Origin of the sequence: Scopulibacillus darangshiensis (assembly GCF_004341035.1) — a bacterium.
Taxonomy (GTDB): Bacteria; Bacillota; Bacilli; order Bacillales; family Sporolactobacillaceae; genus Scopulibacillus; species Scopulibacillus darangshiensis.
On sequence record NZ_SLXK01000002.1, the window covers coordinates 1 to 26,987 of the forward strand.

At 42.5% G+C, this 26,987-nt stretch carries 25 protein-coding genes, 1 other RNA gene and 1 riboswitch; of the genes, 6 read left to right on the plus strand and 20 right to left on the minus strand.

From position 1 onward, the window contains the following. Together EV207_RS01680 and EV207_RS01685 are read right to left on the minus strand one after the other, a co-directional pair. Window positions 1-566: IS91 family transposase (locus EV207_RS01680; protein WP_424511333.1), on the minus strand; the 566-nt coding region annotated here is incomplete at its 3' end. A 218-nt stretch (window positions 567-784) separates the two neighbouring features. Further along, complete coding sequence (locus EV207_RS01685) at window positions 785-1,612, minus strand: deoxyribonuclease IV (protein ID WP_132743009.1); 828 nt, start codon at window positions 1,610-1,612, stop codon at window positions 785-787. Between the two features lie 85 nt (window positions 1,613-1,697). On the opposite strand from EV207_RS01685, the gene EV207_RS01690 reads away from it, so the two are divergent. Then, window positions 1,698-2,447 carry an arylamine N-acetyltransferase family protein gene (locus EV207_RS01690; RefSeq protein WP_132743559.1) on the plus strand — a complete coding sequence of 250 codons (750 nt, stop codon included), beginning with the start codon at window positions 1,698-1,700 and terminating at the stop codon, window positions 2,445-2,447. On the opposite strand, the gene EV207_RS01695 is transcribed toward EV207_RS01690, so the two are convergent. Further along, on the minus strand, window positions 2,444-3,370 hold the full coding sequence (locus EV207_RS01695) for a phosphotransferase family protein (protein WP_132743011.1): 927 nt from the start codon (window positions 3,368-3,370) through the stop codon (window positions 2,444-2,446). The genes EV207_RS01690 and EV207_RS01695 overlap by 4 nt on opposite strands. Next, window positions 3,367-4,632, minus strand: coding sequence for an alanyl-tRNA editing protein (locus EV207_RS01700; protein ID WP_243646908.1), 1,266 nt, complete (start codon window positions 4,630-4,632; stop codon window positions 3,367-3,369). The genes EV207_RS01695 and EV207_RS01700 overlap by 4 nt, the downstream gene beginning before the upstream one ends. A 99-nt stretch (window positions 4,633-4,731) precedes the next feature. Between EV207_RS01700 and EV207_RS01705 the strand changes: the two genes are divergently transcribed. Continuing rightward, a complete protein-coding gene (locus EV207_RS01705) occupies window positions 4,732-6,096 on the plus strand; it encodes an MATE family efflux transporter (protein ID WP_132743013.1) in 1,365 nt (454 codons plus the stop codon). 28 nt (window positions 6,097-6,124) lie between these two features. On the opposite strand, the gene EV207_RS01710 is transcribed toward EV207_RS01705, so the two are convergent. After that, entirely contained in the window at window positions 6,125-7,195 is a 1,071-nt protein-coding gene (locus EV207_RS01710) for an undecaprenyldiphospho-muramoylpentapeptide beta-N-acetylglucosaminyltransferase (protein ID WP_132743015.1), read from the minus strand. Between the two features lie 155 nt (window positions 7,196-7,350). Between EV207_RS01710 and EV207_RS01715 the strand changes: the two genes are divergently transcribed. The 3 genes from EV207_RS01715 (at window position 7,351) to EV207_RS01725 (ending at window position 8,870) form a co-directional block, all read left to right on the plus strand. Next, window positions 7,351-7,824 carry a hypothetical protein gene (locus EV207_RS01715; protein ID WP_132743017.1) on the plus strand — a complete coding sequence of 158 codons (474 nt, stop codon included), beginning with the start codon at window positions 7,351-7,353 and terminating at the stop codon, window positions 7,822-7,824. Further along, window positions 7,821-8,309, plus strand: a complete 489-nt coding sequence (locus EV207_RS01720; RefSeq protein WP_132743019.1) for a hypothetical protein — start codon at window positions 7,821-7,823, stop codon at window positions 8,307-8,309. The genes EV207_RS01715 and EV207_RS01720 overlap by 4 nt, the downstream gene beginning before the upstream one ends. Before the next feature lie 96 nt (window positions 8,310-8,405). Continuing rightward, a complete protein-coding gene (locus EV207_RS01725) occupies window positions 8,406-8,870 on the plus strand; it encodes an RDD family protein (protein ID WP_243646909.1) in 465 nt (154 codons plus the stop codon). Window positions 8,871-8,906: 36 nt separating this feature from the next. Here EV207_RS01725 and crcB (EV207_RS01730) read toward each other — a convergent pair whose 3' ends face one another. From crcB (EV207_RS01730) to EV207_RS01750, 5 genes are all read right to left on the minus strand, one after another. Next, a complete protein-coding gene (gene crcB / locus EV207_RS01730; protein ID WP_132743021.1) occupies window positions 8,907-9,275 on the minus strand; it encodes a fluoride efflux transporter CrcB in 369 nt (122 codons plus the stop codon). Between the two features lie 27 nt (window positions 9,276-9,302). Continuing rightward, window positions 9,303-9,665 (minus strand): fluoride efflux transporter CrcB, encoded by a 363-nt coding sequence (crcB, locus tag EV207_RS01735; protein ID WP_132743023.1) that lies wholly within the window; start codon window positions 9,663-9,665, stop codon window positions 9,303-9,305. 60 nt (window positions 9,666-9,725) lie between these two features. Next, window positions 9,726-9,789: riboswitch (Fluoride riboswitch) on the minus strand. Window positions 9,790-9,835: 46 nt separating this feature from the next. After that, window positions 9,836-10,993 carry a thiolase family protein gene (locus EV207_RS01740; protein WP_132743025.1) on the minus strand — a complete coding sequence of 386 codons (1,158 nt, stop codon included), beginning with the start codon at window positions 10,991-10,993 and terminating at the stop codon, window positions 9,836-9,838. Continuing rightward, window positions 10,990-12,480: an AMP-binding protein gene (locus tag EV207_RS01745; protein WP_132743027.1), complete on the minus strand. Its 1,491-nt coding sequence runs from the start codon at window positions 12,478-12,480 to the stop codon at window positions 10,990-10,992. The genes EV207_RS01740 and EV207_RS01745 overlap by 4 nt, the downstream gene beginning before the upstream one ends. Before the next feature lie 17 nt (window positions 12,481-12,497). After that, window positions 12,498-13,064: a biotin transporter BioY gene (locus EV207_RS01750; RefSeq protein ID WP_243646910.1), complete on the minus strand. Its 567-nt coding sequence runs from the start codon at window positions 13,062-13,064 to the stop codon at window positions 12,498-12,500. Window positions 13,065-13,313: 249 nt separating this feature from the next. On the opposite strand from EV207_RS01750, the gene EV207_RS23825 reads away from it, so the two are divergent. After that, on the plus strand, window positions 13,314-13,394 hold the full coding sequence (locus tag EV207_RS23825) for a putative holin-like toxin (protein ID WP_424511341.1): 81 nt from the start codon (window positions 13,314-13,316) through the stop codon (window positions 13,392-13,394). 221 nt (window positions 13,395-13,615) lie between these two features. Here the strand turns inward: EV207_RS23825 and parC are convergent, their stop codons facing one another. The 10 genes from parC to EV207_RS01800 form a co-directional block, all read right to left on the minus strand. Then, the gene (gene parC / locus EV207_RS01755; protein WP_132743029.1) at window positions 13,616-16,063 is read right to left on the minus strand and encodes a DNA topoisomerase IV subunit A; all 2,448 of its coding nucleotides are present in this window, start codon (window positions 16,061-16,063) and stop codon (window positions 13,616-13,618) included. After that, the gene (gene parE, locus EV207_RS01760; RefSeq protein ID WP_132743031.1) at window positions 16,063-18,036 is read right to left on the minus strand and encodes a DNA topoisomerase IV subunit B; all 1,974 of its coding nucleotides are present in this window, start codon (window positions 18,034-18,036) and stop codon (window positions 16,063-16,065) included. The genes parC and parE overlap by 1 nt, the downstream gene beginning before the upstream one ends. Before the next feature lie 258 nt (window positions 18,037-18,294). Next, window positions 18,295-18,711, minus strand: coding sequence for a CoA-binding protein (locus EV207_RS01765; protein WP_132743033.1), 417 nt, complete (start codon window positions 18,709-18,711; stop codon window positions 18,295-18,297). Window positions 18,712-18,734: 23 nt separating this feature from the next. After that, window positions 18,735-20,261, minus strand: coding sequence for a carboxypeptidase M32 (locus EV207_RS01770; RefSeq protein ID WP_132743035.1), 1,527 nt, complete (start codon window positions 20,259-20,261; stop codon window positions 18,735-18,737). 75 nt (window positions 20,262-20,336) lie between these two features. Beyond that, window positions 20,337-21,476 carry a THUMP domain-containing class I SAM-dependent RNA methyltransferase gene (locus EV207_RS01775; protein WP_132743037.1) on the minus strand — a complete coding sequence of 380 codons (1,140 nt, stop codon included), beginning with the start codon at window positions 21,474-21,476 and terminating at the stop codon, window positions 20,337-20,339. A gap of 123 nt (window positions 21,477-21,599) precedes the next feature. Continuing rightward, an RNA gene (gene rnpB, locus EV207_RS01780) (RNase P RNA component class B) lies at window positions 21,600-21,993 on the minus strand. A 66-nt stretch (window positions 21,994-22,059) separates the two neighbouring features. Further along, the gene (gpsB, locus tag EV207_RS01785) at window positions 22,060-22,365 is read right to left on the minus strand and encodes a cell division regulator GpsB (RefSeq protein WP_132743039.1); all 306 of its coding nucleotides are present in this window, start codon (window positions 22,363-22,365) and stop codon (window positions 22,060-22,062) included. A gap of 65 nt (window positions 22,366-22,430) precedes the next feature. Next, the gene (locus tag EV207_RS01790) at window positions 22,431-23,009 is read right to left on the minus strand and encodes an SLOG family protein (RefSeq protein ID WP_132743041.1); all 579 of its coding nucleotides are present in this window, start codon (window positions 23,007-23,009) and stop codon (window positions 22,431-22,433) included. Window positions 23,010-23,347: 338 nt separating this feature from the next. Then, window positions 23,348-24,616, minus strand: a complete 1,269-nt coding sequence (locus EV207_RS01795; protein ID WP_132743043.1) for a ribonuclease H-like domain-containing protein — start codon at window positions 24,614-24,616, stop codon at window positions 23,348-23,350. Continuing rightward, entirely contained in the window at window positions 24,607-26,892 is a 2,286-nt protein-coding gene (locus EV207_RS01800) for a DEAD/DEAH box helicase (protein ID WP_132743045.1), read from the minus strand. The genes EV207_RS01795 and EV207_RS01800 overlap by 10 nt, the downstream gene beginning before the upstream one ends. Window positions 26,893-26,987 lie beyond the last annotated feature (95 nt).

Here is a 26,987-nt window from a genome sequence, read left to right on the forward strand (position 1 = left end):
TGCTTTCGCAACATGGCAAAAGGGATATAATCATATTTTTTCCATTCACCGTTCTTTTTCATGCCTCCCATCGTCACTAACATATGCACATGCGGATTAAAGTTCATTCGAGCTCCGAATGTATGTAAGCCGGCAATGACACCTGGTGTCACTTTGAATTTCTTTTGAAACCAAGTCTGGATGACCTGTACGGCTTCATCCATCAGGTCTTTCAATAACTCGCGATATTTTAAGAAAATCTCGCGTAAACCTTTGTCTATTGTAAATATGACATGACGATGATTGACTTGAAAGACTTCTTCTTGGAGCAGTCTCCCCCATTCTTCCGTTTCTCCACTGCTGCATGTCGTGCAAAATCTCCCTTTACATCGATAGGGAACACGTTTTACATCATGACAACCTTCGCACACAAATAATTTAAATCCATTCTTTGGATTTCCACAGTTCTTAAACTTCTCCACCTCTTTTAACACAATAGGTCGAAGGTTCCTATGATGTTTGTTAATAAATTTTTCCCAGTGTTGATGTTGGTCAAAAAATATACGTCGCAAAATATTTGTCTCCATAACTCTTATATACCCCAAATCCAAAAAAGACAACACATAAATCTGCCTCAACTTATAAATTCTGATACTATAAAGAAAACTTGGCTTATCGCCAAGCTTTTAACGGCGAAAGCCTTAGTTGCACTTATACTTTATACCGCTTTTTCGCTTTAGCGAATTTAAACTTTCTTAAAGTATAAATAAAAAGACCGATCGTCTACATTGACGATTCGGTTTTTTTAATGCACAATTTTTTTCAGAAAGTCAATCTCATCTTTATGGGTATAAGTTTGATTTGACCTAGTTTCCAGAATCATAGGGAGATGTTTCACCACTTTCGATGTTATAAAGGTTTTCATTTGCTCCACACTGATTTCCCCGTTATGGATATTAGCATGGCGGTCCTTTCTGGAACCTGAGGGATAAATGGAATTATTGAGATGAATGGCTTTAAGATGATCAAAGTACCCGAGGCCTTCCCCCTTTTTGACAACTTGATCCCAATTCTCACCATTCCATAGCCCGCTGGCAAAGGCATGGCAAGTATCTAGACAAAAACCGATTTTTTCGGGTCTTTCTACAAGGTCCCTGATCTTCACTAATTCCTCAATGGTAAGGCCCAATTGCCCATTTTTTCCGGCGTTATTTTCTATAAGCAAAAGGCTGTCGCCGTCCCACTCTGCAAGAATCTTATTAAGGGAGGCAATCATACGCTTGTACCCTTCCAAGGGGTCATCGCCTTTATAAGTGCCAAAGTGGACAACAATGCCGATTGAACCGCAAGCACCCGCAATATCCAAATCATTTAGAACAGATGGGATGATATCGTTTAATTTGGTTTGTTCAGCGGAAAGGTTTGTAGGATATGGTGTATGCGCTATGGAGACTATGCTGTGTTTTTTACAAAATGCGGCACAGCGGCGGGCGTCTTCCTCGTCATAAGCTTTTACCTTCAAGCTTCTTGGATTTTTCGGAAAGTATTGAAAAGCTTCTGCGCCGATTTTCAGCGCTTCTTCGGCCGCTCCTAGGTAGCCTTTTTTTATACTAATATGGCAGCCAAATCCCATGATGATCCTCCCGAACAACGTTTTTAATAGCTTGTTCACAAAGGCGATTTATTATAAGCTTTAACTAAAAGGATGGTTGCCTGTGATGAAGATCGATCAATATTTACAACGCATCGGTGTCGATGAAATAATAGCTATAAACCTCGAATATCTGAAACAATTACAGTTTCGGCATATGCTCCATATTCCTTTTGAGAATTTGGATGTGATCTGCCATGTTCCTATCCCATTGGATGTTGAAACCTATTATGAGAAAGTTGTTTTAAACCATCGCGGCGGTTTTTGCTATGAATTGAACGGCTTGTTTTACTGGCTATTACAAAACCTTGGCTTCAAAAGCCGGCTTGTATCGGGCACGATCAATCGCCCTGATGGCTCTTGGGCATTGGCAGGAAGCCATGCCTGTCTCATTGTAGAGATTGATCAGCCTTATTTGGTTGATGTCGGTTTTGGCGATTCCGCAAGAACGCCGCTGCCTTTAACGGGTGAAACAAGGGAGGATGTCAGCGGCATCTACCGTGTCGTTAAGGTAAAGGAGAACATTTATGATTTGCAAAGGCAAAAAGACAGCTATGAATGGGATACATTATACCGCATCGATAGCAGACCTAAGAAACTAACGGCGTTTGCAGAGGCTTGCCATTTTAATCAAACCTCGCCAAAATCTCATTTTACACAAAGGGAGATCGTATCGATTGGAACAATGGACGGACGGATCACACTGTCAGGAAACTCGTTAACTATCACAAACAATGGGAAAAAGGAAAAGGTGCCTGTCAGCGTGGCGGAAAAAACGTCCATCCTGGAGAAATATTTTCAGATTCGTTTAAATTAAAGTGCTTCATTTAAAAACCGCTCCAATATAGAAATTAAATAGTCATCGGTCCTCTTTTTCATGAGGTCATCTGTCAGGTTTTTGACACCAAGATCTATCCACCCTTGGTAAACAGTTGGCGGCCCAGGGAGGGCAAAATCCGCGAAGGCCCGCAAATCCCAGAAAGGATGATACAGTGACCCTCTACCTGCAATAGACTCATAGCTTTGTAGGAATTGGTCGGCAGCGGGAACACCGTGCAACATTGCGAGATTGGCGCGGCAATGGCCAAGGTCTGTGCCAGCTGGTCCCTGGCAGGCGTTGACCCAGTCGACAATCCCGGTTATGCGGCCATCCTTCCATAAGACATTCGCTGGATGAAAGTCACGGTGGATCAGACAAGTTTGATTGTGCGGCGGTTTTTCTTTTAAAATTTTAAACGCCCGTTCCCACTGATCCGGGATATTAGACCAGCTTGGGACGCTCGCACTTAAGATATCAGTGTATGAGAAATAGTGCCACGGGAGTGATGCCGCGGTAACAGTGTGTATCTTTACAAGTGCTGCAGCCAATTGGTTGTACCAATTTTCACCCGGGTCAAGATCGACATGCCCTGCTAACTTGGACATAAGGACAGCCGGCTTCCCGCATGCTTTGCCATATTCATCAACAGCTACCAACTCTGGCACAGGCAAAGATGTCCTTCTTGCAACCTGTAGACTTTCAGCTTCATGGCAAGCTAAATCCGGTTCTTCGAGCAGCCATTCTTCATTCGTGAAAAGGCGCAGGACGAAGGTTTCTGTTTCCCCGTTTTTCTTAACACTTACTCTGTATACGGATGACGAGATGCCCCCTTTAAGGGGCTCAATTGACGTAATGTCTGAATTTGGTCCGATCGAATCCGTGACCCACTCTAAAACATTGATGTCTAAAATAGATCTCATTCCCTTATTAATTTCTCGAGGTGGTCTAACAGCTCTTTCCCTGAAAGCAATGCCTCTCCACCGCCTTGCGCAAAAGCCGGCTTGCCGCCGCCTTTTCCATTTATTAAAGGCAATGCCTTTTTGACGACATCATTCATATTAATATCAGGCTTGTCTCCCCTGGCACAAATCATCTGAAGCTTTTCATCTATGATATTAGTAAAAAGCACGACAGCATGATCATTGTTATTGATGATATAACGGGCTAACTCCTGACATTCTTTTATTGACCGATCTTTAAATGTTTTTGCAATAAAAGGACTTTCTTGAAGATACACCTTGGCCTCATATATCATTAATTCATTGCTGGCTTGATGTAATTGTTCCTCCATCGTCTTTTGTGAGCTGATCAATGCTTCAACACGATCAGGCAGCTCTGTTTCACCGCAATTTAAAAGGTGCCGCGTTTCATTTACTATCGCTTGCTTATTCTCAAAAAAACGAATGATTCGCTTCCCGCAAATAAATTGCAGGCGGATATTCTGTCTATGCCGCTCCCAGCCGATGATTTTAATCGGACCCGCTTCACTCGTGCCGAATGGATGGGTACCGCCGCAGGCATTGTAATCAAAATTATCAATGATCACAAGTCGAATATTTTCACTTACAGCTGGCGGCTTCCTTAAGGTGTATTGATCAAGTTCATCCTCCCGAATCCACTTTGTGGTTATTGGGCGGTTCTCAAAAACAATTGGCGGCTTCCTTAAGGTGTATTGATCAAGTTCATCCTCCCGAATCCACTTTGTGGTTATTGGGCGGTTCTCAAAAACAATGGTATTAGCCAAATTTTCCGCTTGTTTCGCCGTCGCTTTCGTCAATTCTTCAATGGCTAAATCAATGGTGACAACTTCTTTTCCCAAATGAAAAGCTATAGTTTTGATGTCAAACAGCTCATCAAATGCGGCGGTCAGAATATGCTGACCAGTATGTTGCTGCATATGGTCAAAGCGGCGCTCCCAATCGATGAATCCTTCTATAGAAGAGGTTGTTTCGGGGAGTGCTTTTTCTAAGTAATGCCTGATTTCACCATCGATTTCCTCAACTTGAGTAACATCAATGCCGTTAAGGGAACCTAAGTCACAGGGCTGCCCGCCGCCTGTCGGGTAAAAGGAAGTTTGCTTAAGGACGGCAAATGGTCCGTTATCATCATGTGACTGTTGTATCAACTCTGTATTAAATCTAACTTGATAAGGATCTGTATAAAATATTTTATTGTTTATCAATGGTCAACTTCCTCCTAAATGTCTTCATTCTCTTATTCTATTTCTATGGCACTGTGATATAATCCTTCTAGCAAGGCGTATTGAAAAGGACTGAAGCTTATGTACCAAACACATTCTATGAAACAAAAATTCCGGCTGCTTGTATCCATACTCTTTCCGATACTTGTGACACAGCTAGGGATGTATGCCATGACCTTTTTTGACACTGTCATGTCTGGCCATGCCGGAGCGGACGATTTAGCCGGTGTGGCGATTGGCTCAAGCATATGGGTGCCGGTTTTCACGGGCCTTAGCGGTATTCTTCTTGGCCTGACACCCATAATATCCCACCTTATTGGGGCAGACAATAGAAAGGATGTCCCTTTTTCTTTTTTACAAGCCATCTACTTAGCGATAGCTATTTCCATTGCTGTTATCATTATTGGTATTCTTGTGGTGGATCCAATATTAAATGGCATGGATTTGAATCCGCAAGTCCAAAGAATAGCCGCCAATTATTTGAAAGCCCTTGGGTTTGGCGTCATTCCGCTTTTTATCTATACTGTGCTGCGCTGCTTTATAGATGCGCATGGTTTTACAAGGCTGACCATGTTTATCACCCTGACATCGCTGCCGGTCAATGTCATCTTTAACTACTTTTTTATTTTTGGCAAATGGGGATTCCCGAAGCTTGGCGGAGTCGGGGCCGGTGTTGCTACAGCAATTACCTATTGGGTGATCGCTTTTATAGCTTTATTTGTTGTTATAAGAATCAATCCATTCACATCCTACGGGCTATTCAAGCGCTTTTATCACATTTCTTTCGGAGCATGGAAGGAACAGCTGAAGATTGGCGTGCCGATCGGGTTTGCTATTTTCTTTGAAACGAGTATTTTTGCCGCCGTGACCCTGCTGATGAGCCGCTTCGATACGTTTATCATCGCCAGTCACCAGGCAGCGATGAACTTTGCTTCCTTTCTGTACATGATTCCTCTAAGTATATCAATGGCACTGACCATTGCTGTTGGCTTTGAAGCGGGGGCTAATCGATTCAAAGATTCGATTCAATATAGTTATCTCGGTATTGGGATTGCTTTAGGAATGGCTGTTATTTTTGCTTTGGGGCTTTTGGCCTTAAATGATCAGGTTGCCATGCTTTATACAACGAGTGATAAGGTGGCGAAGATGATCAAGCATTTCCTATTGTATGCAATATTCTTCCAATTGTCGGATGCAATTGCCGCGCCAATACAAGGTGCTTTAAGGGGTTATAAAGATGTTAATGTTACCTTTATTATGGCACTTATTTCTTATTGGGTTATTGGTTTACCGCTCGGCTATATTTTAGCTAATTATTCCTCAATGGGTCCATTTGGCTATTGGATTGGGCTGATTGCCGGTCTTGCAGTTGGAGCCGTTTGTTTGTATGGAAGGTTATCTATTGTTCAAAAACGAAAGAAAGCAGTTGCATTAAAGGGAGAATAGACATATGCTATTCTCCCTTTCCTTTCCTTCACTTCTTTTTCCCTTTAGTTAACGTATCGATGATGTTTTGCAGCGTATTGCTTGCGCCGCTTTTCTTCATGTTGTCTATAAAATCAAAGCGATTTTTATAGACATCTGTTACTGTCCTCTCCAACACGCCCCCATCAAGGTCTTCTTCAGTGATCACTTTACAATACCCTTTTTTTTCAAAGGATTTGGCATTCAATATTTGATCACCTCGGCTTGCACTTGCAGACAAAGGAATCAGAATCATTGGCTTTTGCAAGGCCAAAAATTCAAAGATGGCATTCGATCCTGCTCTTGAGATCAGCATGTTAGTTGCGGCAAGAATATCAGGCAGCTCTTCCCCGGCATATTCAAATTGCCGGTAGCCTGGGACATGGTCACATTCAGCATCCAAATTCCCCTTTCCGCATAAATGAACGATCTGGTAATTTTCCAATAGACTTTTCAGTGAGCCCCTGACAACATTATTTATTTTTTTAGCTCCTAGACTGCCGCCCATCACCGTTATGACAGGTTTCGCTTCATTGAAACCAAGGAATTCCAAGCCCTTTTTCCTGTTACCCGTTAAAATATCTTCACGAATGGGTGAACCCGAATGGAGTACCTTTTCCTTTGGGAGGTATTTTGCTGCCTCGTCGAAAGTAACAAAGATTTTCGACGCAAATTTTACTGAGATTTTATTGGCTAAGCCTGGCGTGATATCTGATTCATGAATAAAGACGGGAATTTTATTGAGCCAGCCCGCTATAACAACTGGAACAGAAACAAAGCCGCCTTTCGAGAAAATAACATCAGGCTTAAGCTTTTTTAGTAAAATATAAGCTTGCATGAGCCCCTTTAATACCTTGAAAGGGTCTTTGAAATTTTTTGCATCAAAATACCGTCTTAACTTACCGCTTGATATTGGATAGTAAGGAATGCCGGTGTCGTCTATCAGTTCCCTTTCAATACCTTGATGTGAGCCGATATAAGAGATGTGCCATCCCTGATCCTTTAATTTTGGAATCAATGCCAAATTAGGCGTGACATGACCTGCTGATCCGCCGCCTGTTAATACTATTTTTTTTTCCATAACCACGACTCCCGGAATTAAATTAAATTAATATAAAATACATAATTCTATTGGTATTTTATCATAAACTCATGCATAGAAAAGCGAAGAATTCTATGGTTAAAACTCATTCAACAAGGTCAAAATAGAAGTAAATTGTTCGAGAGGGATTTTTTATGATACTTACCATTTATATCATTCTGGCATGGCTGGTCGTTGGCTATTTTATAGTGATGCCAAAAAAGGTTGGGAAAGAAAAGCTCCTTTTTATTTTTATGATCACAACCATCATTATATTGGTTTTTAATAACATCATTAGTTTAAATATGGGTTTTTATTTACCTTCGCAAACAAGGGAACTATTTATCAGCTATGTTATCAACCGAAATATCCTGCTGCCTTTTTTGATTATGATTTGTTTAACCTATATTTTTTCTGTAAACAAAATGGGTACAAAAAGTGCTGCAGTCATTATCACTTTACTATTCATGCTTGTGATGCAAATTCTAGGTGTAAAATTAAGAGTGATAACATACATACATTGGAATTACGTTTTATCACTTCTTCTCCTCATTGTTTATCTGGCAGTGTCATTGCTTTTGACCGCTTGGTTTAGTCTCTTAATAAATAGGAAGAAGCGTTCTTTATGAACGGTTATAATATACCATATCATAGTAATGTCTGGTTCATCCTTATTACTATTGTTGTCATGTATACACTGCAGTTATTGTTGCCAAAAAGGTTTGCATTGTTCCAATCGGTCCTATTCACTTTGGCTGGCATCACCTTTGTGATTATTTTTGACAATACGATTTGTGTTCCCCCTTTTGATTATTATGATATAAATAAATACTCTTCTTTTGAGCTTATGGATTTCTTGGCCTATGCCATGTATGGTCCAATTAGTTATTTATACATTTACTTTTATGACAAGTTTCAAGTTAAAGGCTACTATAATTTAATATACATCCTTCTTTGGACGGTACTGGCCATATTAGCTGAATATGTCGCTGTTGTTATGGGTGTATATCATTATAAGCACGGCTATACAATTCTTTTTTCAATCCCTGTCTATCTCTTTGTGCAGAGTCTCAATACTGTCCTGTATCATGTGGTCGTGTCTTCAAGAAAATAGACTGGCTTTTTTGCGAGTTTTATGGAACCCTTTCCTAAATTTAACGTATAATGATATAGATACGTTTATTTTGCTTTTTTGGAAAGGGGACTTATTATGGATCATTTAGCACACGAAGAAATGAATGAAGCAGCGGAAAGGAGATATGGAGGCTTTTGGATTAGGCTGCTAGCCTATGTTATTGATGCCATTATTCTTGGAATCATCAGCGGGGTTGTGGCTGCAGTTACAGTCGGGAGTGCGACAAACCCCGCAGACCCCACCCAATTTGACATGGGCGCCTATTTCGGCCGGTTAATCATCAATTTCATCGTTGCTGTGTTGTACTTTGGCATCCTGCCGGCAACAAAGCTCCAGGCCACACTGGGCAAATTGCTTCTCGGCTTGAAAATTATTGATCACAATGGCGGCCGTATCGGCTTTGGCCGCGCAGTAGGCCGTTATTTCGGTTACATTTTATCCACCATTATTATCTTTATCGGTTTTATCATGATTGGTGTCACAGACCGTAAAACCGGCCTCCATGACAAGATTGCCGGAACATTTGTTGTCAAACGATAACGTGATTAAAAAGGGGAGGATTGTTCCTTCCCTTTTTTACATAGCATTTTTAATCCCAACGATCATCCCAAGAAAAGCAAGGGCTATTCCCCCGCCGTAGCTTATGATAAGGTAGGCAACTAGCATCTTCCATTTTTGATGTGCGCCCATTTGAATGTTTTCAATCTTAAAGGTTGAAAAGGTCGTAAAAGCCCCCATAAATCCCGTTCCAACAATAAGCTCCCATGTTGATGCCAGACCGCTTCCGACAATGAACCCGAGTAAAAGGGAACCAAGCAGATTGACGGTCAGCGTCCCATACGGAAAACCGGATATCGTTCTTTTATTCAGCAAAGTGCTGATTCTTTGACGGGCAATTGCCCCAAAGAGGCCTCCTAGTCCAACTAATAGAAAGTGACCGATCATCAAAGCCCCTCCTTCCTAAGTTTCCCTTTATATTTGTTCACCACATTTATAACCGAAATAAGATAGCAATAACCCGCCAAAAAGGCTTAGAAAAACATACAAAAAGGCGGGTCCAACATATGCCGCTTTTAAAAGTGTCACCGTTTCGACGCTGAATGTCGAAAATGTCGTAAAAGAGCCGATTAACCCTGTCCCAAGTCCCGTTACGAGGAATGGATGAATCCTCTTAGAAAGATATGTTGTAAACCACCCCAGCACAAAACAACCTGCTAAATTGGTCAAGAGTGTGGCGATTGGGAATACAGTCTCCTGTCCTGTTAGTGCCAGTCCCACACTGTATCGGAGGATAGCACCAATGACTCCTCCCACACCGACAAATAAATAAATCACTTTTTCACAACCCTTCTTCTAACAATTATGCACTTTATTAAAAAAAAATAGACTCCTGCCATTGCGGCAGGAGTCATTAGCTTTCAGCAAGCGATTAAAGGTGAACTCCATCACCTAAAGCCTATTCTAATAAGATTTTATAATGAAAAGGGTTAAGGGTCAATACTCATTCACACGACACTTTTAAATAACGCCGCTGTCCCCATTCCACCGCCGATTCCCATCGTTGCAAGCAAAAACTTATGTCTGAAATGGTGTGCCTCTGCACACAAACGGGTGACAAGAATGGCTCCTGAGGCCCCATAAGGATGCCCTAAGGCCAATGCCCCGCCCCTCAAGTTAACCCGATCCTCCGGTATATTCAAAGCCCTAAGTGATGCAAGAACTTGTGAGGCGAAAGCTTCGTTAAATTCAACGTAAGCGAGATCATCGCTTATTAATCCCTGCTTTTTAAGTAACCTCCGGACCGCCGGAACAGGTCCGATTCCAAGAATATTCGGATCAACACCAACTGTCGTCTCATCTATAAATTCAAGGACCGGTAACATCCCAAGCGCTTTCGCCTTTTCCTCGCTCATCACTAGGGCGATGGCTGCCCCATCGTTAATTGGACAGGCATTCCCAGCCGTGACAGTTCCCTCACTTTCAAAGACTGGCTTTAGTTTGCTAAGCTTTTCTAAGCTCGTGTCGGTGCGCGGGCATTCATCGCGGATAAGTTTACTATCGTCCCCGCCCGCCGGCGTGATTTCATTTCTAAAAAAACCATCAGCCGCCGCGGAAACAGCCTTGCGATGGCTATGTAAAGCGTAGCGATCCTGGTCTTGCCGGCTAACATCGTACTTTCGCGCCACATTTTCAGCAGCTATACCCATGTCCGGATCACCTATTGTCTCTGGTGAGAACCTTGCTCGGGTATAAAATTTGGGCGGACTAAGGTCATAAACAGATGCAGGTTTTTCCATTTTCCATGGGGCGAGACTTGCTGACTCTACACCACCTGCTAAATAAACATCGCCGGCACCGGATTGGATGAGACGCAAAGCCGCATTTATAGCTGTTAAGCCCGATCCGCACTGCCTGTCCAGCGTCACGCCTGGAATTTCAACAGGCAGCCCCGCTGTCAATAAGGACAATCTCGCTATATTTCCACCTGGTCCAATGACATTACCAAGAATGACATCGTTAATTTCCTCAGCTGGACATGACGATTCTCTTAAGACATCGTTTATAACTGCTGCTGCTAAGTGCTCAGGAGGAATTTTTTTTAACATCCCGCCATATTTTCCTACCGGGGTTCGTTTTGCTTTTACGATAACAGCTTTTCTCATCTATGAATCATATCCTTCATCAGACTGCTCTTCAATATTTTTTTAGCAATTTTTCCGCTGGATGTATAGGGGAATTCCGAAAGACGAATCCAGCATTTTGGACACTTATATGTTGGAAGATACATACGAGAATAGGCATCTAGCATACTATCCGTACACTGGATACTTTCGGATTCAAGCAACAGTGCGACAACCTTTTCTCCCCAATAGGGATCGGGCAAGCCGAGTACAGCTGTTTGTGTAATGCCAGGGTAATTTTTAATAACCGACTCCACTTCCTCAGGATATACATTTAAGCCGCCGCTGATGATCATATTCTTTTTTCGGCCCGCCAGATATATAAAGCCATCTGAGTCCCTTTTTGCCAGATCACCCGCCGTCATCCAATCGCCATCGAAAATCTCTCGGGTTTGTTCGGGCAATTGATCGTATCCTGTGAATAACATATTGCTCTTTATATAGAGCATACCGATCTCATCCGCCTCCACCTCTTGTCCATCCCGATCTCGGATTGATATCTCGACATTATTGAAAGGCTTCCCGACAGTTTGAGCATTCTTTGGTTTATGTTTGTGGTCTAAAACCGTAATGAAGCTTGTTTCCGAAGCGCCGTAAAATTCGAACAGACTTGCCTGGGGGAGCAAGTTTGTTATTTTCTCTTCTGTCTTTTGACTTAATTTATCCCCGGATGAAATGATTTTTGACAGATGGACATTTTTCATTTTATCAGGAAACCGCAATATCGCTTCAAGCATGGTTGGAACAACATATAATGTCGAAATATTGTATGTTGTTATATCGTTGATAAATTTAACCGGGTGAAATTGTTCAGTTATATAGAAGCTTGCGCCCATCGATAAGGCATGTATGGCCGCATACAAGGATAAAGAATGAACAAATGGCCCGGGTGCAGCCACCGTATCCGTTTCCGAAATTAGAAAGTGGTCATTGCTTGCCCGAAAACTTTCAGTCCATGACTCATGGTTTCGTAAAAACCCCTTTGGTTTTCCGGTTGTTCCTGATGTGTAGCCTAAATAAAAATCACGTTGTGATGATCTTGGGGAGTCTGCACTCAGATTTTGTTTCCTCATCCAACTAACAGAATTAACCACGATAACTTTACCTTTAAAACGATGCAAATCAATCCTTTTAAGCAAGCTGTCTGTTGTGAACAACAGATCTATCATTGAAAAGTGAATCACATCATTGAGCTGATGATTCGTCCACTTCGGATCGAGCGGTGCGCAGATATTGCCGCTATGCGAGATGCCAAGAAAACATTCCAGAAAGGTTCTAGAATTAGGCAAAAGCAATCCGGCTCTCAATGGCCTATATAATGATTTCAAGGTATGTTCCTTATGGACCATGCCAGCAATTTTCCGGGTGGTGGTTGCTAATTCCGTGTATGAGATTGATCCTTGATGTGTGATAATCGCTTGTTGTTCAGGATGTTTTTTTGCCTGATAAAAAATACCATCTGTAATCATTTATGAAGCCTCCGATGTCATGCTGCGGTATGATGTGTCCGTTTTGTATTAAAATAAGGCTTAAGTTTAACTGTCAGAGCGACGCTGATCGCTACCTTCACGAAATCCCCAGGTAAAAATGCCAAGTTGCCAAGCGCCGTGATGCCTAACGGTGAATGTGCGACCCATGAGTAATAAAATATTCCTCCTGCATACACAATGATGATGCCGCCAAGGATATAAGAAACAACCAATTTGCTAATATAAAAACGGCTGCTGGCGTTTAGGCGCTCTGTTAGCAGGCCGATCACAAGTGCGCCGATTGGCCAAGCTAGAATATAGCCGCCCGAAGGTCCAAGGATCGTGCCAAAACCTCCCCTTCCGCCTGCCAGGAACGGCCCCCCGGCAGCAACGATTAACACAAACACTAACGTACTTGTGAACCCTTTTTTCGCGCCAAGCAATCCTCCTGCAAGCATTACACCAAGTGTTTGCAAGGTAATCGGCACACCGATAAATGGCAATGGTATTGGAGGAATCAGTCCCATTACAGCAATCATAGCAACAAATAAAGAAATAAAGACGAGTGTTTTTGTACGAATCATCGTAAATCCCCCATTTTCATATCGTTAACCTATAATAATATTAGGTTAACGATATAAATGTGTCAATAGCCGTTATTCCTTGCTCATTGCTATAAGTTACGTAAAGTTAATATTTATAAAATAAATAATTATCATAAATTAAGCCCATCTCTCCATAAAATCATTAAGTTAACGTGTTATAATGGGTATACAATAGATCGGCCTACTCAAAGGGGGGCTGGTTCACTCCCATAATAAGGGGGTGATGCCTTGAGTGTGTTTGAAGTATTGACGTTAATGATCGCCTTTGGCTCTTTAGTTGCGTTGATGCAGTCGAACAAACGAAAATAGACCTCCCTCTGAGCTTGGCAGGCCATTAAGGGAAGTCTATCTGTTTTAAGATATTTCTTGCGGAGCCGCCCCTCTTGATGGGGTACGGTCTATTGTCCCAGGAATCGCCGATAGAGATTCGGTGGTTCCTTTATTTATTATTATTCATCATGACTTATTCTATGTTCATTATACAACAAATTTCTTGCTTGTACACCTTTTGTCCTTGTAAATTAAAATGGTTAATTTTTCTCTTTATCCTCTTTTGTCTTAAGATCCTTCCAAATGCTGACGACTGGTCCGGCTTCATCCTGATCAACGACATATGACCCATTATTATAGCGGTCACTTGCACGAAGATCTGAGGCTTTCACAGAAGTTGTAATACCTTTTTCCGTCGCAAGCCATACGGTATCATCGTGGTTAACCAATTCTATGCCGCTGATTCGGTGCGGTGAAGCCTTTAATTCCCTAAGCATGGTTAATCCGCGGCGGGCCCGTGCTGTTTTTTCAAGTGTGCTCATGATAGACATTTTCTTTACTGCTCCCCGCTGTGTGGCAATAAAAATATCTGGTCGTTCACCTTCCTCGAATACTTTTGCACCGACAACAGTGTCATCTTTTTTCAAATTTATTGCTTTGACGCCAGAGGCTCTTTGCCCAACAAGCCCTGCTTCTTCCTCATCAAATCTAAGCCCGTAGCCTAAGCGTGTTGCGAGAACGATATTTGACGCGCCATGGGTCAAATGAACATCAATACATGTATCATCCTTCTTGAGCTTGATTCCCATTAGTGGCTTAGAGCGGCGCTGAGCTTTATATTGCGCCAATTCAGTTCGTTTGATTAAACCAAGTTTCGTGACAAAGGTAAGATAGCCTGGCTGGCTGAAATCTTTGATCGTGATCGCCTTTATGACTGTCTCGTCCTGCTCAATTGGAACGAGGTTTGCGACATGCTGTCCTAATTCCTTCCAGCGTTTATCAGGGATTTCATGAACTGGAAGATATAGATAACGACCGGTATCTGTAAAAACTAATAATGTGTCTGTCGTATTCATTTCTTGTTGGAGGAGAACGCGATCGGTTTCTTTCATCGCGGCATCTTCCCCATTGCTTGCTGAAAAAGAACGAAGACTTGATCTTTTGATATATCCTTGTTTTGTTAAGGCTACCATCACATCTTCAGAGGCCACCATGACCTCAAGATCAATTTTGATTTCCTGTATTTTATCTTCAATTGTCGTTCTTCTGCCATCAGCGTATTTTTTCTTAATATCCGTTAATTCTTTTTTTATGACACGGATCAAGGTCTTCTCTGAATGCAATATGTCTTCTAAACGGGCTATCGTTTTTTCCAGTTCCGCAGCTTCTTCCTGAAGTGTCTGGATATCTGTATTTGTTAGACGGTATAACTGTAAACTCACAATCGCTTCCGCCTGGATTTCCGTAAAGCCAAATTTTTCCAAAATGTTGTTTTTGGCGTCCTTTTTATCTTTAGAAGCTCTGATCGTTTGGATAACCTCATCCAAGACAGAAATCGCTTTGATTAGCCCTTCAACAATATGCTGGCGTTCCTTTGCCTTTGACAATTCATGTCTTGATCGGTTGATGATGACTTCTTTTTGATGTTCTATGTATGCTGTTAAAATCTCTTTAAGGCCCAAGAGCTTTGGCGTTTTGCGATGGATCGCTACCATGTTAAAGTTATAGGTGATTTGCAGGTCAGTGTTTTTATAATAATAATTTAGAATACCCGCTGCATCCCCATCTTTTTTCAGCTCGATAATGACTCTTGTACCGGTGCGGTCTGTCTCATCTCTGACCTCGGCAACACCTTCTACCTTGCGATCAAGACGAAGCTCTTCCATCTTTTTCACCAAATTAGCTTTATTCACTTCATAAGGCAGTTCGTTAATAACAATCTGCTCGCGGCCGCCGCGGATCTGTTCAACCTCGGTTCTTGCCCTGACAACAATTTTGCCCTTGCCGGTACGGTAGGCTTTTTTGATTTCATCTACCCCTTGAATGATGCCGCCTGTCGGGAAGTCAGGACCTTTGATATGTGTCATCAGATCCTCAACAGTACAATCGGGATTTTCCATTGCCAAGATTGTTGCGTCAATCACCTCACCAAGATGATGAGGAGGTATGTCTGTTGCATAACCGGCAGAAATACCGGTAGAACCGTTCACAAGCAAATTCGGGAATTTGGCCGGCAAAACGAGAGGTTCCTCGGTCGTTTCATCAAAGTTTGGCACAAACGCTACGGTTTCTTTGTCAATATCCCTTAGCAGTTCAGAAGCAATGGGTGATAACCGTGCTTCTGTATACCTCATTGCTGCCGGTGGATCACCGTCCATGCTGCCGTTATTTCCGTGCATTTCAACTAGAACATTCCGCACTTTCCAATCTTGACTCATACGAACCATGGCGTCATAAACAGATGTATCACCATGCGGATGGTAGTTACCGATCACATTACCGACAGTTTTTGCTGATTTTCTAAAAGGCTTATCATTTGTGTTGCCGTCCTGGAGCATCGCATAGAGAATACGGCGCTGAACTGGTTTTAGCCCGTCGCGTACATCAGGCAAGGCCCGCTCTTGAATAATATACTTACTGTAGATACCGAATCGGTCACCAATAACCTCTTCAAGAGGGAGATCCAAAAGCTTTTCAGTATTGGCCATTATCTAGACTCCTCCTCAGTTATGGATAAATTTTCGTTTTCTAAGATGTTGGTTTCTTCGTCTAATCCGAAGGCAACATGTGATTCGATCCACTTCCTTCTCGGTTCAACCTTATCTCCCATCAATGTAGCCACTCTTCTTTCCGCGCGTGCTACATCATCAATTTTCACACGGATCAATGTTCTCGTTTCGGGATTCATCGTCGTTTCCCAGAGCTGGTCGGCATTCATTTCACCCAAGCCTTTATATCGTTGTATGGTGTAGCCCCTGCCAATTTTTTTAATCGCCTGTTTGAGCCCCTTGTCATCCCATGCATATTCAATAATTTCTTTCTTTCCTGATCCTTTGCTGACTTTAAAGAGCGGCGGAAGAGCGATAAAGACTTTTCCCGCTTCAATAAGCGGCTTCATATAACGATAAAAAAAGGTTAAAAGCAAAACCTGTATATGTGCCCCATCTGTGTCAGCGTCCGTCATAATAACGACTTTTTCATAGTTCGTATCATCAAGATTAAAGTCGGCCCCTACCCCTGCACCAATGGCATGGATGATGGTGTTGATTTCTTCATTTTTAAAGATGTCGGCAAGCTTCGCTTTTTCCGTATTAATGACCTTGCCTCTCAAAGGAAGAACAGCCTGGAATTTTCGGTCACGCCCTTGCTTTGCTGAGCCGCCGGCGGAATCCCCTTCGACTAAATAGAGCTCATTGCGGTCGGCATTTTTCGATGCTGCCGGCGTCAATTTTCCGCTAAGAATTGCGTCTTTTCGCTTGCCCTTTTTTCCATTTCTGGCATCTTCCCGCGCTTTCCGGGCCGCTTCTCTGGCTTGTGCAGCTTTCACGGCTTTCTTTATCAGCATTTCACTGATTTTTGGGTTTTCTTCAAGGAAATAAGCAAGCTGTTCTGATACGACGGCGTCAACGGCTGAGCGTGCTTCGCTTGTTCCGAGCTTCCCTTTTGTCTGCCCTTCGAACTGTAGCTTTTGCTCCGGCACTCTTACGGAAACGATTCCGGTAAAGCCTTCGCGAATATCACTGCCGTCCAGATTTTTGTCACGTTCCTTTAAAAGCCCGTTTTTGCGGGCATAGTCGTTAAAAGCCCTTGTTACAGCGGTCTTAAAGCCTGACTCATGAGTTCCGCCATCCTTTGTTCGGACATTGTTAACAAAGGAGAGAATGTTCTCGGAATAGCCGTCGTTGAATTGAAAAGCCACTTCAATCTCAATGTCATTTGCTGTACCCTCAAAAGAAACGACAGTATGGAGCGTATCCTTTTCTTCGTTAAGATAGTCAATAAATGCTTTGACACCGGAATCGTATTGATAAGCTTCCTCTTCCCCTGTTCTTTGGTCAATAAGAACAATTTTCATGCCCTTGAGCAAAAAGGCAGCTTCCCGCAATCTTTCGCTTAAGGTATCAAAATTGTAGTGTGTCACACTGAAAATCTCGGGATCCGGCTTAAAATGAACAATTGTGCCGCTTTCCCTTGTTTTTCCCTGCTTTTCAAGGGTGGTAACAGGTTTTCCGCCATGTTCGAATCGCTGCTTATAGACCACTCCATCCCGTCTAATCGTCACCTCAAGCCATTCAGATAAGGCGTTCACAACTGATGAGCCTACACCGTGAAGCCCGCCGCTTGTCTTGTAGCCCCCGCTTTGGCCGAATTTACCGCCAGCATGAAGAACAGTAAAAATAACTTCTGGTGTCGGTTTTCCGGTTCGATGCATGCCAGTTGGCATTCCCCGGCCGCAGTCTCGAACACTGACACTATCATCTTTATGAAGGGTCACGGTGATTTCCTCACCGAACCCTGCCAAAGCCTCATCAACAGCATTATCGACAATTTCAAATACCAAATGATGCAAGCCTTTAGCGTCTGTTGATCCAATATACATACCAGGGCGCTTTCTGACCGCTTCGAGCCCTTCTAATACTTGTATTGTGTCATCATTATAAGCAATGGTTTGTTCTGCCAAAATAATACCCCCTCTTAAAACCGGTCAACATCAACATCAACATCTATCTATAAGCATATCAGAACAAGTGTTTCATAAAAAGGAAAAATGGATTTCACACCCGAAAGGCATATCCATTATGTATTAAACCAGTTACTTAAAAAAAGAACAAGTTTTATAATAAATATACGGAAGCTTATACGAAAAAATTATAGACGAGTCATCGGCGGATTATACGCCGCATTATAAGAGGCCGCTCCCTTAAAGCGGCCTTGAAGTTTATTCCCTAATGCTTGCATGTTCAACCTTAATGCACCGATCCATGATAACTGTAATGTTACGCTCTTTCAAATAGTCATAGGCTGCTTCGTTAGCAAGACCTAATTGCGCCCAAAAAACGTCCGCACTGATTTCTGCGGTCTCTTTAGCTACCTCAGGCAAATATTCACTTCTGCGAAAGACATTGACAATGTCCACATGCCCATCTATATCCTTTAAAGAAGGGAATGCTTTTAGTCCGAAGACTTTCTCAACCGTTGGATTAACCGGTACGATTGTATAGCCTGCATCAAGCATATGTTTTGCGACTTGATAGGACGTTCTCATCGGATTGTCAGATAATCCAACAACTGCAATCCTTTTGCTTCGCTTTAAAATATCTTGAATTTCCTCTGGATTTGGATTAACAATAGCCATCTTATCACCTCATTTGTTATAACTTATTTTACCCTCGACAGGTGATAGACATCACGGTATTTCTCATTAAGATAGTTAATCAGATACTTGGCATTCAATTCTTCACCCGTTACGTCCAACAAAATATCCATCGGTTTCTTTAGTTTACCATATTGATGAATTTTATCGGTCAGCCATTCGCGGATAGGACGGATCCTTCCTGAACGAAGGTTATCATCGAAATCAGGCAAATCCTTTAATAAGGTATGTTTGAATTGGGCGGCATAAAGATACCCCAAAGCGTAAGATGGGAAGTAACCAAAATCACCGCCTGACCAATGAATGTCCTGAAGCACACCTTCCCGGTCATGATCGGGTTTAATGCCAAGGTACTGCTCCATTTTTTCGTTCCAAACCCCTGGTAAATCCTTAACCTTTATATCTCCGTTAAACAGGGCTTTTTCAATTTCATAACGGACAATAATGTGAAGTGGATAAGTCATCTCGTCAGCTTCAATCCGAATAAGCGACGGCCCGGCAACGTTAATGGCTCTGTAATAACCTTCCACAGAAACATGTTCGAATTGTCCGCCTGCATGTTCTTTAAGAACATCGTAATATTGTTCCCAAAACGCTTTATTTCGTCCAACGAAATTTTCAAAGAACAATGACTGGGATTCATGGACTCCCATGGAAGTTCCACTGCATAATGGTGTGCCGATGAGATCCTTTGAAATATTTTGTTCATATAGGGCATGGCCGCCTTCATGGATTGTCCCGAAAACCGCTGTTCTAAAATCGAATTCATCATAATGCGTCGTCACTCTGACATCACCGGGGTTCAGAGAAATTTGGAAAGGATGTGCGGTTTCATCCAGCCTTCCCGCTGAAAAGTCGTAGCCCATTTCTTTTAAAATATGTATACTGAACGCTCTTTGCTGTCCTTTTGGAAAAGGTTTATAAAGAAAATTCGTTTCCGGTTGATCGGCGGCTTCAGCCACTTCCTGTACCAATGGAATGATGCCATCCCGGAGCTGACCAAAGACACGGTCGATCACATCGACTGTCATCCCAGGTTCATATAAATCGAGCAGTGTATTATATTTGTTACCGTCATGGCCCCAATAATCAACAAACAGGTGCTTAAAATCAACAATTTTGTCAAGATAAGGCTCAAGCATTTTGAAATCAGATTTTGCCTTGGCATCCTCCCAAACAGTCTCCGCTTTTGATTGAAGGATCACGTATTCTTTGTACTCTTCAGCTGGAATTTTAACATTCCGTTCATATTCTCTTTTGGATTCTTCAACAGATTTGATCGTTTTCTCACTAAGGTCTGATTGAATGCCAGGGTCGGATAAGGTATCGATAAAATGCTTCATATCCTCAGATGTTGAAAGGTTAAAAATTTCTCCGGAGAGCGTCCCGATTACTTCCGCGCGCTGGCCGGCGCCTTTCTTTGGAGAGCCTGTTCGCATGTCCCATGCAGCTAAAGCAGTCGCTTCATTAAAGTCCATAATCTTTTTGACATATTTAAAATAAGCGTTTTCCGTTTCTCTAATTGTTGCCATAGTGAACCCACAACCTTTATCTATTTTGATATCACTATGTTAATTCGTGCTGTCCCTGCTTAATTCCTTCAATATTTACTCTTTTGGCGGTCGCTTTCCAAAATATTGATAGTAGTCTGTTCGAATTCTGCCGTTGTACAGCTTCCGTTTTTTTGATGCCTTTTTTCCGAACGATTTTTCAAAGCCTTCAAAAGAGGATATAAAATAAAACGACCATGTTTCATACTTTTTGTATAATTCGCCTAGATTTCGGCTGACATCCTCGATTGCATCATGATCACCCATTCTTTCACCATAAGGAGGGTTGCCTACCATACAGCCGTAATCAAACTTTGTCGTAAAGTCTCGCGCTTGCATTTGTTTAAAGGTAATCAATTCCCCAAGGCCCGCCTCAAGAGCATTATTTGCTGACAGCTCAACCATTTTATGATCAATATCACTTCCAAGGATATTCAAAGGCTGATCATAATTTGCAAGATCTTCAACCTCCTCGCGGGCTTTATTCCAATCCTGGTTTGGGATGAACGACCATTGTTCCGAAGTGAAATCGCGGTTAAACCCCGGTGCGATATTTTGACCGATCATAGCTGCTTCAATTGGCAATGTTCCCGATCCGCAAAAAGGATCGGCAAAGGGCCGGTCAGGTGACCAGTTTGTTAAATAAATCAACGCCGCGGCAAGGGTTTCTTTCAAAGGCGCTTGACCGTGATAATAACGGTAGCCGCGCTTGTGCAGCCCCTGACCGCTTGTATCAAGCGTTAACGTGGCAATGTCCTTTAAGATGGAGACCTCAATTTTATAAAGCGGACCGTTCTCATCAAACCAATCTTGATGGTAATGCTGCTTAAGACTTTCCACCACGGCTTTTTTCACAATCGCCTGACAGTCAGGTACACTGTATAATTGCGATTTAACAGATTTCCCTGTGACTGGAAATTCGGCATCTGCGGGGAGATAATCCGTCCAAGGCAATGCCTTGGTTTGTTCAAACAGTTCTTCAAATGATGTGACTTTAAATTCCCCTATTTTTAATTTGATGCGGTCAGCTGTTCGGAGCCAGAGGTTTGTTCTTGCAATATCAATTGGATTTCCTGGAAAACTGATCCTTCCGTTTTCAACAGTAAGATCGTTATAGCCCAATTTCCTTAACTCATCAGCACAGATCGCTTCAAGACCCATCGCTGTTGTGGCGATGAGTGATAACGGTTTGGTCATGTATCGTTCCTCCGTTTAATTATGTATGTCATATGTATTGTTTTCACTTATACATTACTATATGTGAGAAATAAAAAAAGCCCTGGATTGGGCTCGTCATTTCTAAGCAGTGCATTATTCTTGTTTTGTAAGCCATGTTCTGTTCCATTGTACTAAAGCGGACGAGACGTCCTCGTACAGCGGCGGTAATCATCTATCTACAGGGCTGATTAGCCTGTCCCTCCGTCCGTTCATTTCCTTCAGGAGAGTTCCTCTACCAAATTTGAGTTTCTCGCTCGCGGGGTTTACCTCGTTCCACTTCCGTCCGTTTCCGGCAGAACTCCGTCACTGTGGCACTTTCAAAGATACTCGGCCATATCAATAGACTTAGGCGTTTCTCTTGCCGTTAGTCCAGCAATAGCCGGACTACCCTAGCTTATCTTTTCACTAGGCACGAACACTACGACCATCTCAGATCGTGCGAGCATGGACTTTCCTCTATAGCCGCGAAAGGCAGCTACAGCGATTACCCAAACGTTGAATAATGCATCACAAAGTACAATTATACACTTTTCAAAACAAATGTCAAGCCAAAGAATGTCTTCTAATCGCTTAAACGGCTGCCAAATACATGCTTTTCGAGATTAGACAGTCGTTTTAAAATATCATAATTCGTTTGTCCCTGTGTGGCCAAAGGACGGCGCTGTTCAGGCTTGGGGCTTGACATATCTTGTTTTAGGCGCTGATTTTCCTGTTGAAGCCGCGAGATTTCTTTATTAAAGGCTTGATAATCTTTAATGATGTCGTCCAAAAACTTATCGACCTCTTCCGGCTGGTAGCCGCGAAGTCCTGTTTTAAATTCTTTGTCCAAGATATCTTGACTGGTAAACTGGCTAATCTTATTTTCCATGAACATCACCTCTAGTTACGCGTCACTATGCCTTTTATTTTTTCAAATTTAAGAAGGATTGTCAATTAAGGGTGCGCCCAATAATCCGGATCCTGTTCCATTACTTCTTGGGCAGCAAGGTCAATATCGAATCGGTTAATTGTTATGATAGTGAAATCACTGTGTTCCGCTTTCCTTCTGGCTGGTCCCAAAAAGTATTCAGGTGAACCAGGGCTTTCTTCATCATAAATAACAAGCAGGCCGTCCGCCTTGCGAACGATAAAATCATTTTTTTGACGTAATTGTGCAGGATGTTCGTAAGGCCTTTTGGTAATGGCTTCAACAAAGTCCGCTTTAGCGAGAACATCATAATAGCTTTGTTTAACAGGTTCAGGCCACCTTGCTTCCTGTTCCAAAAAGGGCATTAGAACTCCTAGTTTTGCCGGGTAGTCTTCATTTTTCAGCTGTAATAAAACCTCTGCAGCCCATAATTCGACACCCGGCTGGCCGCTGACAAGAAACCATTCAACACCTTCTTGGATAAGTTGTATGATTCGTGATCGCAAAGTATGCTTAATAATTTCAATACCTGGGTGTTTAACTGAAAAGATACCAAGCTCATTTGGCTTATAGCCTGTTACAGCAAATACCCGGGTCTGATTCATGAGACCACACCCTTTATATTCTTCGAACAAGATTTTAATTTATGATGTCAAAATTTTGTCAAACTGAATTCATTACGACAAAGACCGCACCAATCATTACAAAAAAAAGGAACATTAATACTTTGGTCATGCTTTACACCTCGCGAAAAATTACTTTGCACTTATAAGACGATTCAACACTATATTTGGTTTACACGATCTCTTATTATTTTACATGGCTGCGGTTGTCGATAAAAGTTATTTTTTATCAAAAATAGTAAAAAAATTGTGTGTGATTGCTGAAAAATAGTGATTTTTGCGCTTGCCCGGGGAATAATCATGACCAACTTCCCGGTATATCAAATCCTTTTCGCTTTTAACCGTTCATACCTATGAAGAATCTTTTCTTTTTCGGTTTCTTGCTTTTCTTTAAGAAGAACCTGCATTCTTCCAAGTTCCTGTAATGCCTCTTTAGTGTAATGAAGGGCATGTTCGATATCTTTAAATTGATGCTCGAGCAGCTTTGCGGCTTCTATATACAATGCGGGGTCTCTCATTTTCCCTTCGCGTATACATTCTTCGTACAAACTGAGCGCTTCTTTGTAGCGCCCTCTTTTTTTGTAAAGTGCGGCAAGGCTTTTCTTAGCTTGAGATCCAAGCAATGACTGAGACCCTAGCAGCTGTTCAAATGTTTCGATCGCTTTCTGATCATTTCTAAGACTTTGGTGCCAACGGCCGATTTCAAACAGCTCACGCTCATCCGCATCAAAAGGCCGAAGAATTTTGCATGATAAATGAACGTAAAGAGTAATCAATGTTTTGATATCATCTAAATTGTGCTTAAGCACACCCTCAACTAATGCTGCGTTTGGCTGCTTTAAAAATTGGAAATAGAGGAACGGTGCCATATGCCCTGGGATATCGCCATCCCGATTAATTCCTAGGATTTCCTTTTCGATCATTTGCAGCCGAGTCGACTCGAGCCGGCTTTTCCAAAGTCGTCTTGACGCGTGCAACAAGTCAAAATGACCAAAAGCAGGTAGCTTTGGCACCTGGTCTTTAACGAACTGGTGTCTGGTTTTAACTCTTGGCCAATCAAAGGCTTTCCCGTTAAAAGTAACTAAATTGCTAAGTGAATGACAATCGGTTAGAAAATGATGATAAAAAGCCGCCTCATGTCCAGGTCCAGGCAAAAAATATTGCTTTAATGTCACACCTTCTCTCGTTACCTTGGCCCAGCCTATAAGGAAGATCATGTGTCCCGCGCCGGATTCAAGACCCGTTGTTTCAGTATCGAAAAATAAGAGCTCCTCCGCTCTTCTATTGTAAGCCGAAAGCGGATGCGGGGCCCTATCCTTCTGCCATTCGGCAACCACATCGAACAAACATGCGAAGCTATAGGGACCTAAGCGTTCAGATAATGAGAACTGCTCGGTTCTCACAAGGACAAATTGGCCATCAAAAGTTTTGATTTCGGCACCCAGGTTTTCAGCAGCGAACAGCAATTCTTTATCATAAATATTTTGTTTGTCTGTATCCTTTTGGATCGCGGGTTTTTCTTGGGTTAGGCCATTTGTATCCCGTGAGAGATGCGTTTTGTATCTTTCGAGCTGTTTTTTTAACGACACATTGACTCATCCTTTTGCCGGTCTTTTAATAGTTTGAGGATCAAAGATTTGACCCCTAAGTTTCCCTCCCCTTCTGTTCCGATGCATGATGGACATCCGGAACTGCAAGGGCAGCGGCCGATCATCCTTTTGACCTCTTGCAATAATTGCGGCATCATGTCATAAAGCTTTTCACTTAATCCGATGCCCCCAGGATATTTGTCATAAATAAAGATAGTTGGCTGCTCATTATGTGTTGCCTTAATTTTGGGGACAACAGATAAGTCAACAGGGTCACACATAACAAACAATGGCGCAGCATGCCTGAGAACGTTGCTGAGTCCCATTAAGGCTTGCTCAAAGTTTTCTTTGCCAAACTGGTCCACAAGGTCCGCAGAAAAGCTTATCCATGCCGAGCTTGTGTGAATGACTTCCTCCGGCAGTGAAATCGGGCCCCATCCTATATTTTCGTGAGTTTCAAACCGGATTTTCTTGAAAAGTGTAGGCAGTGCTCGGACGACAACCTCGCCATACGCCGCATCATAACTGTTGATGGCATTTGGGTTCTCCTGATCGACATCAAGAACGTCTAGTTGAACCGCCAAATTGGCATCTGTATAATAATTAACATCAACCTGTCTGACATAGGCCTTCTTTTCTTCCCAATCAAGCTCTTCAACTTGGTATTGTTCACCTTGGTGGAGGTAAATGGCTTCTTCATGAAGCATCGTCATCGCGCTAAATCGATCCATTTCACCGATGACTTTTACATTTCCTTGGACAGTCTGATCGATGATGACCACGTTTTCCTGCGATGCTGAGCGCAAACTAATGTTCGTCGCCGGAAAAGCATCATTCATCCAAAACCATTTGCCAGCTTGGAAATGAAGCACATCCTGATCATTAAGGAATTGACAAATATCTTGTATTTCCACCCCGTCAAACGTCTCTTCTTCATTAAACGGCAGTTCATAGGCTGCACACTTAATATGATCGACAAGAATGATGAGATTGTCTGGATTAATTCGTGCCTCTTCAGGATTGCGATCAAAGAAATAATCAGGATGCTGAGTAATGTACTGGTCAAGGGGACTTGATGAGGCGACCAGAATAATAACAGCTTCATCCTGCCTTCTACCGGCTCTCCCCGCTTGCTGCCATGTGCTCGCAACGCTTCCCGGATACCCTGTCATAATACATACTTGAAGCTGTCCAATATCAACACCAAGTTCAAGGGCATTTGTGCTGACAACACCCATGATCTCTCCATTCCGCAATCCCTTTTCAATCGCCCGGCGTTCTGATGGCAAATAACCGCCCCTATAGGCCCGAACAGCTGCTCTCTCAGTCCGCCCTTTATTAATTGACTGCAAGTAGCTTAGCAGAAGTTCTACCCTGACACGGCTTCTGGCAAAGACGATTGTTTGGATCCCGTTTTTTAGAAAATCCTTCGCTAAATTCCTAACCTCGAGTGTCGCGCTTCGCCGGACATTTAATGCTTGATTGACTACCGGCGGGTTATAAAATAAAAAATGTTTGCGGACTGAAGGAGCGCCGTTATTATCAATGAGGTGCATCTGCCTTCCTGTCAGTCTTACCGCATGTTCCCTTGGATTAGCAATGGTTGCTGAGGTACATATAAAAGCGGGATCACTGCCGTAAAACGCGCAAATCCGCTTAAGTCTTCGAATGACATTAGCTACATGGCTCCCAAAGACGCCGCGGTATGTGTGCAGTTCGTCAATCACAATAAATGAAAGGTTTTCGAACAGTGACACCCATTTTGTATGATGAGGCAATATTGCAGAATGAAGCATATCGGGGTTTGTAATTACGACATGGCCGGCATGGCGGATTTTCTGTCGAATTTGCCCCGGTGTATCACCATCATAGGTATAACTTTTTAAAGGAATCCCCATTTCATCGATGAGTTCATTCATTTCACTTTTCTGGTCCTGAGCAAGTGCCTTTGTAGGAAAAAGATATAATGCACGGCAAGTGTCGTCCTCTATTAATGACTGGAGGACGGGAAGATTGTAGCACAGGGTTTTGCCGGATGCTGTCGGTGTAACGGCAACCATGTCCTTACCCGCCTTTGCAGCTTCCATCGCTTCAGCCTGGTGACTATAAAGTGATGAAATGCCTTTTCTCTCCAAAGCGGCCCGGAGCTTTGTGTGCATATATTCTGGAAAGGGCGTCATTTTTGCTTTCTGTTCAGGTATCGTATGCCAATGGGCGATATTATCATTCTTTTTTAAAGCAGAAAGGAGATCTGCCATAGATTGTCTTACTTTCATAAAAAATCCCCTTATTTATGTATCGAAACACTTTACTATTATTATATCATACAGAATGTACGTTCGGATGAAAAGGTGAAAAATTGAAAAACCTG

Excerpts from the sequence above, each read along its gene's own strand:
- EV207_RS01770 (WP_132743035.1), bottom strand. The coding sequence starts at position 20,261 with ATGGCAACAATTAGAGAAACGGAAAACGCTTATTTTAAATATGTCAAA.
- EV207_RS01750 (WP_243646910.1), bottom strand. The coding sequence starts at position 13,064 with ATGATTCGTACAAAAACACTCGTCTTTATTTCTTTATTTGTTGCTATG.
- EV207_RS01705 (WP_132743013.1), top strand. The coding sequence starts at position 4,732 with ATGTACCAAACACATTCTATGAAACAAAAATTCCGGCTGCTTGTATCC.
- EV207_RS01720 (WP_132743019.1), top strand. The coding sequence starts at position 7,821 with ATGAACGGTTATAATATACCATATCATAGTAATGTCTGGTTCATCCTT.
- EV207_RS01685 (WP_132743009.1), bottom strand. The coding sequence starts at position 1,612 with ATGGGATTTGGCTGCCATATTAGTATAAAAAAAGGCTACCTAGGAGCG.
- parC (WP_132743029.1), bottom strand. The coding sequence starts at position 16,063 with ATGGCCAATACTGAAAAGCTTTTGGATCTCCCTCTTGAAGAGGTTATT.
- EV207_RS01790 (WP_132743041.1), bottom strand. The coding sequence starts at position 23,009 with ATGAATCAGACCCGGGTATTTGCTGTAACAGGCTATAAGCCAAATGAG.
- EV207_RS01715 (WP_132743017.1), top strand. The coding sequence starts at position 7,351 with ATGATACTTACCATTTATATCATTCTGGCATGGCTGGTCGTTGGCTAT.
- EV207_RS01745 (WP_132743027.1), bottom strand. The coding sequence starts at position 12,480 with ATGATTACAGATGGTATTTTTTATCAGGCAAAAAAACATCCTGAACAA.
- EV207_RS01695 (WP_132743011.1), bottom strand. The coding sequence starts at position 3,370 with ATGAGATCTATTTTAGACATCAATGTTTTAGAGTGGGTCACGGATTCG.
- EV207_RS01775 (WP_132743037.1), bottom strand. The coding sequence starts at position 21,476 with ATGACCAAACCGTTATCACTCATCGCCACAACAGCGATGGGTCTTGAA.
- gpsB (WP_132743039.1), bottom strand. The coding sequence starts at position 22,365 with ATGGAAAATAAGATTAGCCAGTTTACCAGTCAAGATATCTTGGACAAA.
- EV207_RS01710 (WP_132743015.1), bottom strand. The coding sequence starts at position 7,195 with ATGGAAAAAAAAATAGTATTAACAGGCGGCGGATCAGCAGGTCATGTC.
- EV207_RS01740 (WP_132743025.1), bottom strand. The coding sequence starts at position 10,993 with ATGAGAAAAGCTGTTATCGTAAAAGCAAAACGAACCCCGGTAGGAAAA.
- EV207_RS01690 (WP_132743559.1), top strand. The coding sequence starts at position 1,698 with ATGAAGATCGATCAATATTTACAACGCATCGGTGTCGATGAAATAATA.
- crcB (WP_132743021.1), bottom strand. The coding sequence starts at position 9,275 with ATGATCGGTCACTTTCTATTAGTTGGACTAGGAGGCCTCTTTGGGGCA.
- EV207_RS01765 (WP_132743033.1), bottom strand. The coding sequence starts at position 18,711 with ATGGCTATTGTTAATCCAAATCCAGAGGAAATTCAAGATATTTTAAAG.
- EV207_RS01800 (WP_132743045.1), bottom strand. The coding sequence starts at position 26,892 with ATGAAAGTAAGACAATCTATGGCAGATCTCCTTTCTGCTTTAAAAAAG.
- EV207_RS01725 (WP_243646909.1), top strand. The coding sequence starts at position 8,406 with ATGGATCATTTAGCACACGAAGAAATGAATGAAGCAGCGGAAAGGAGA.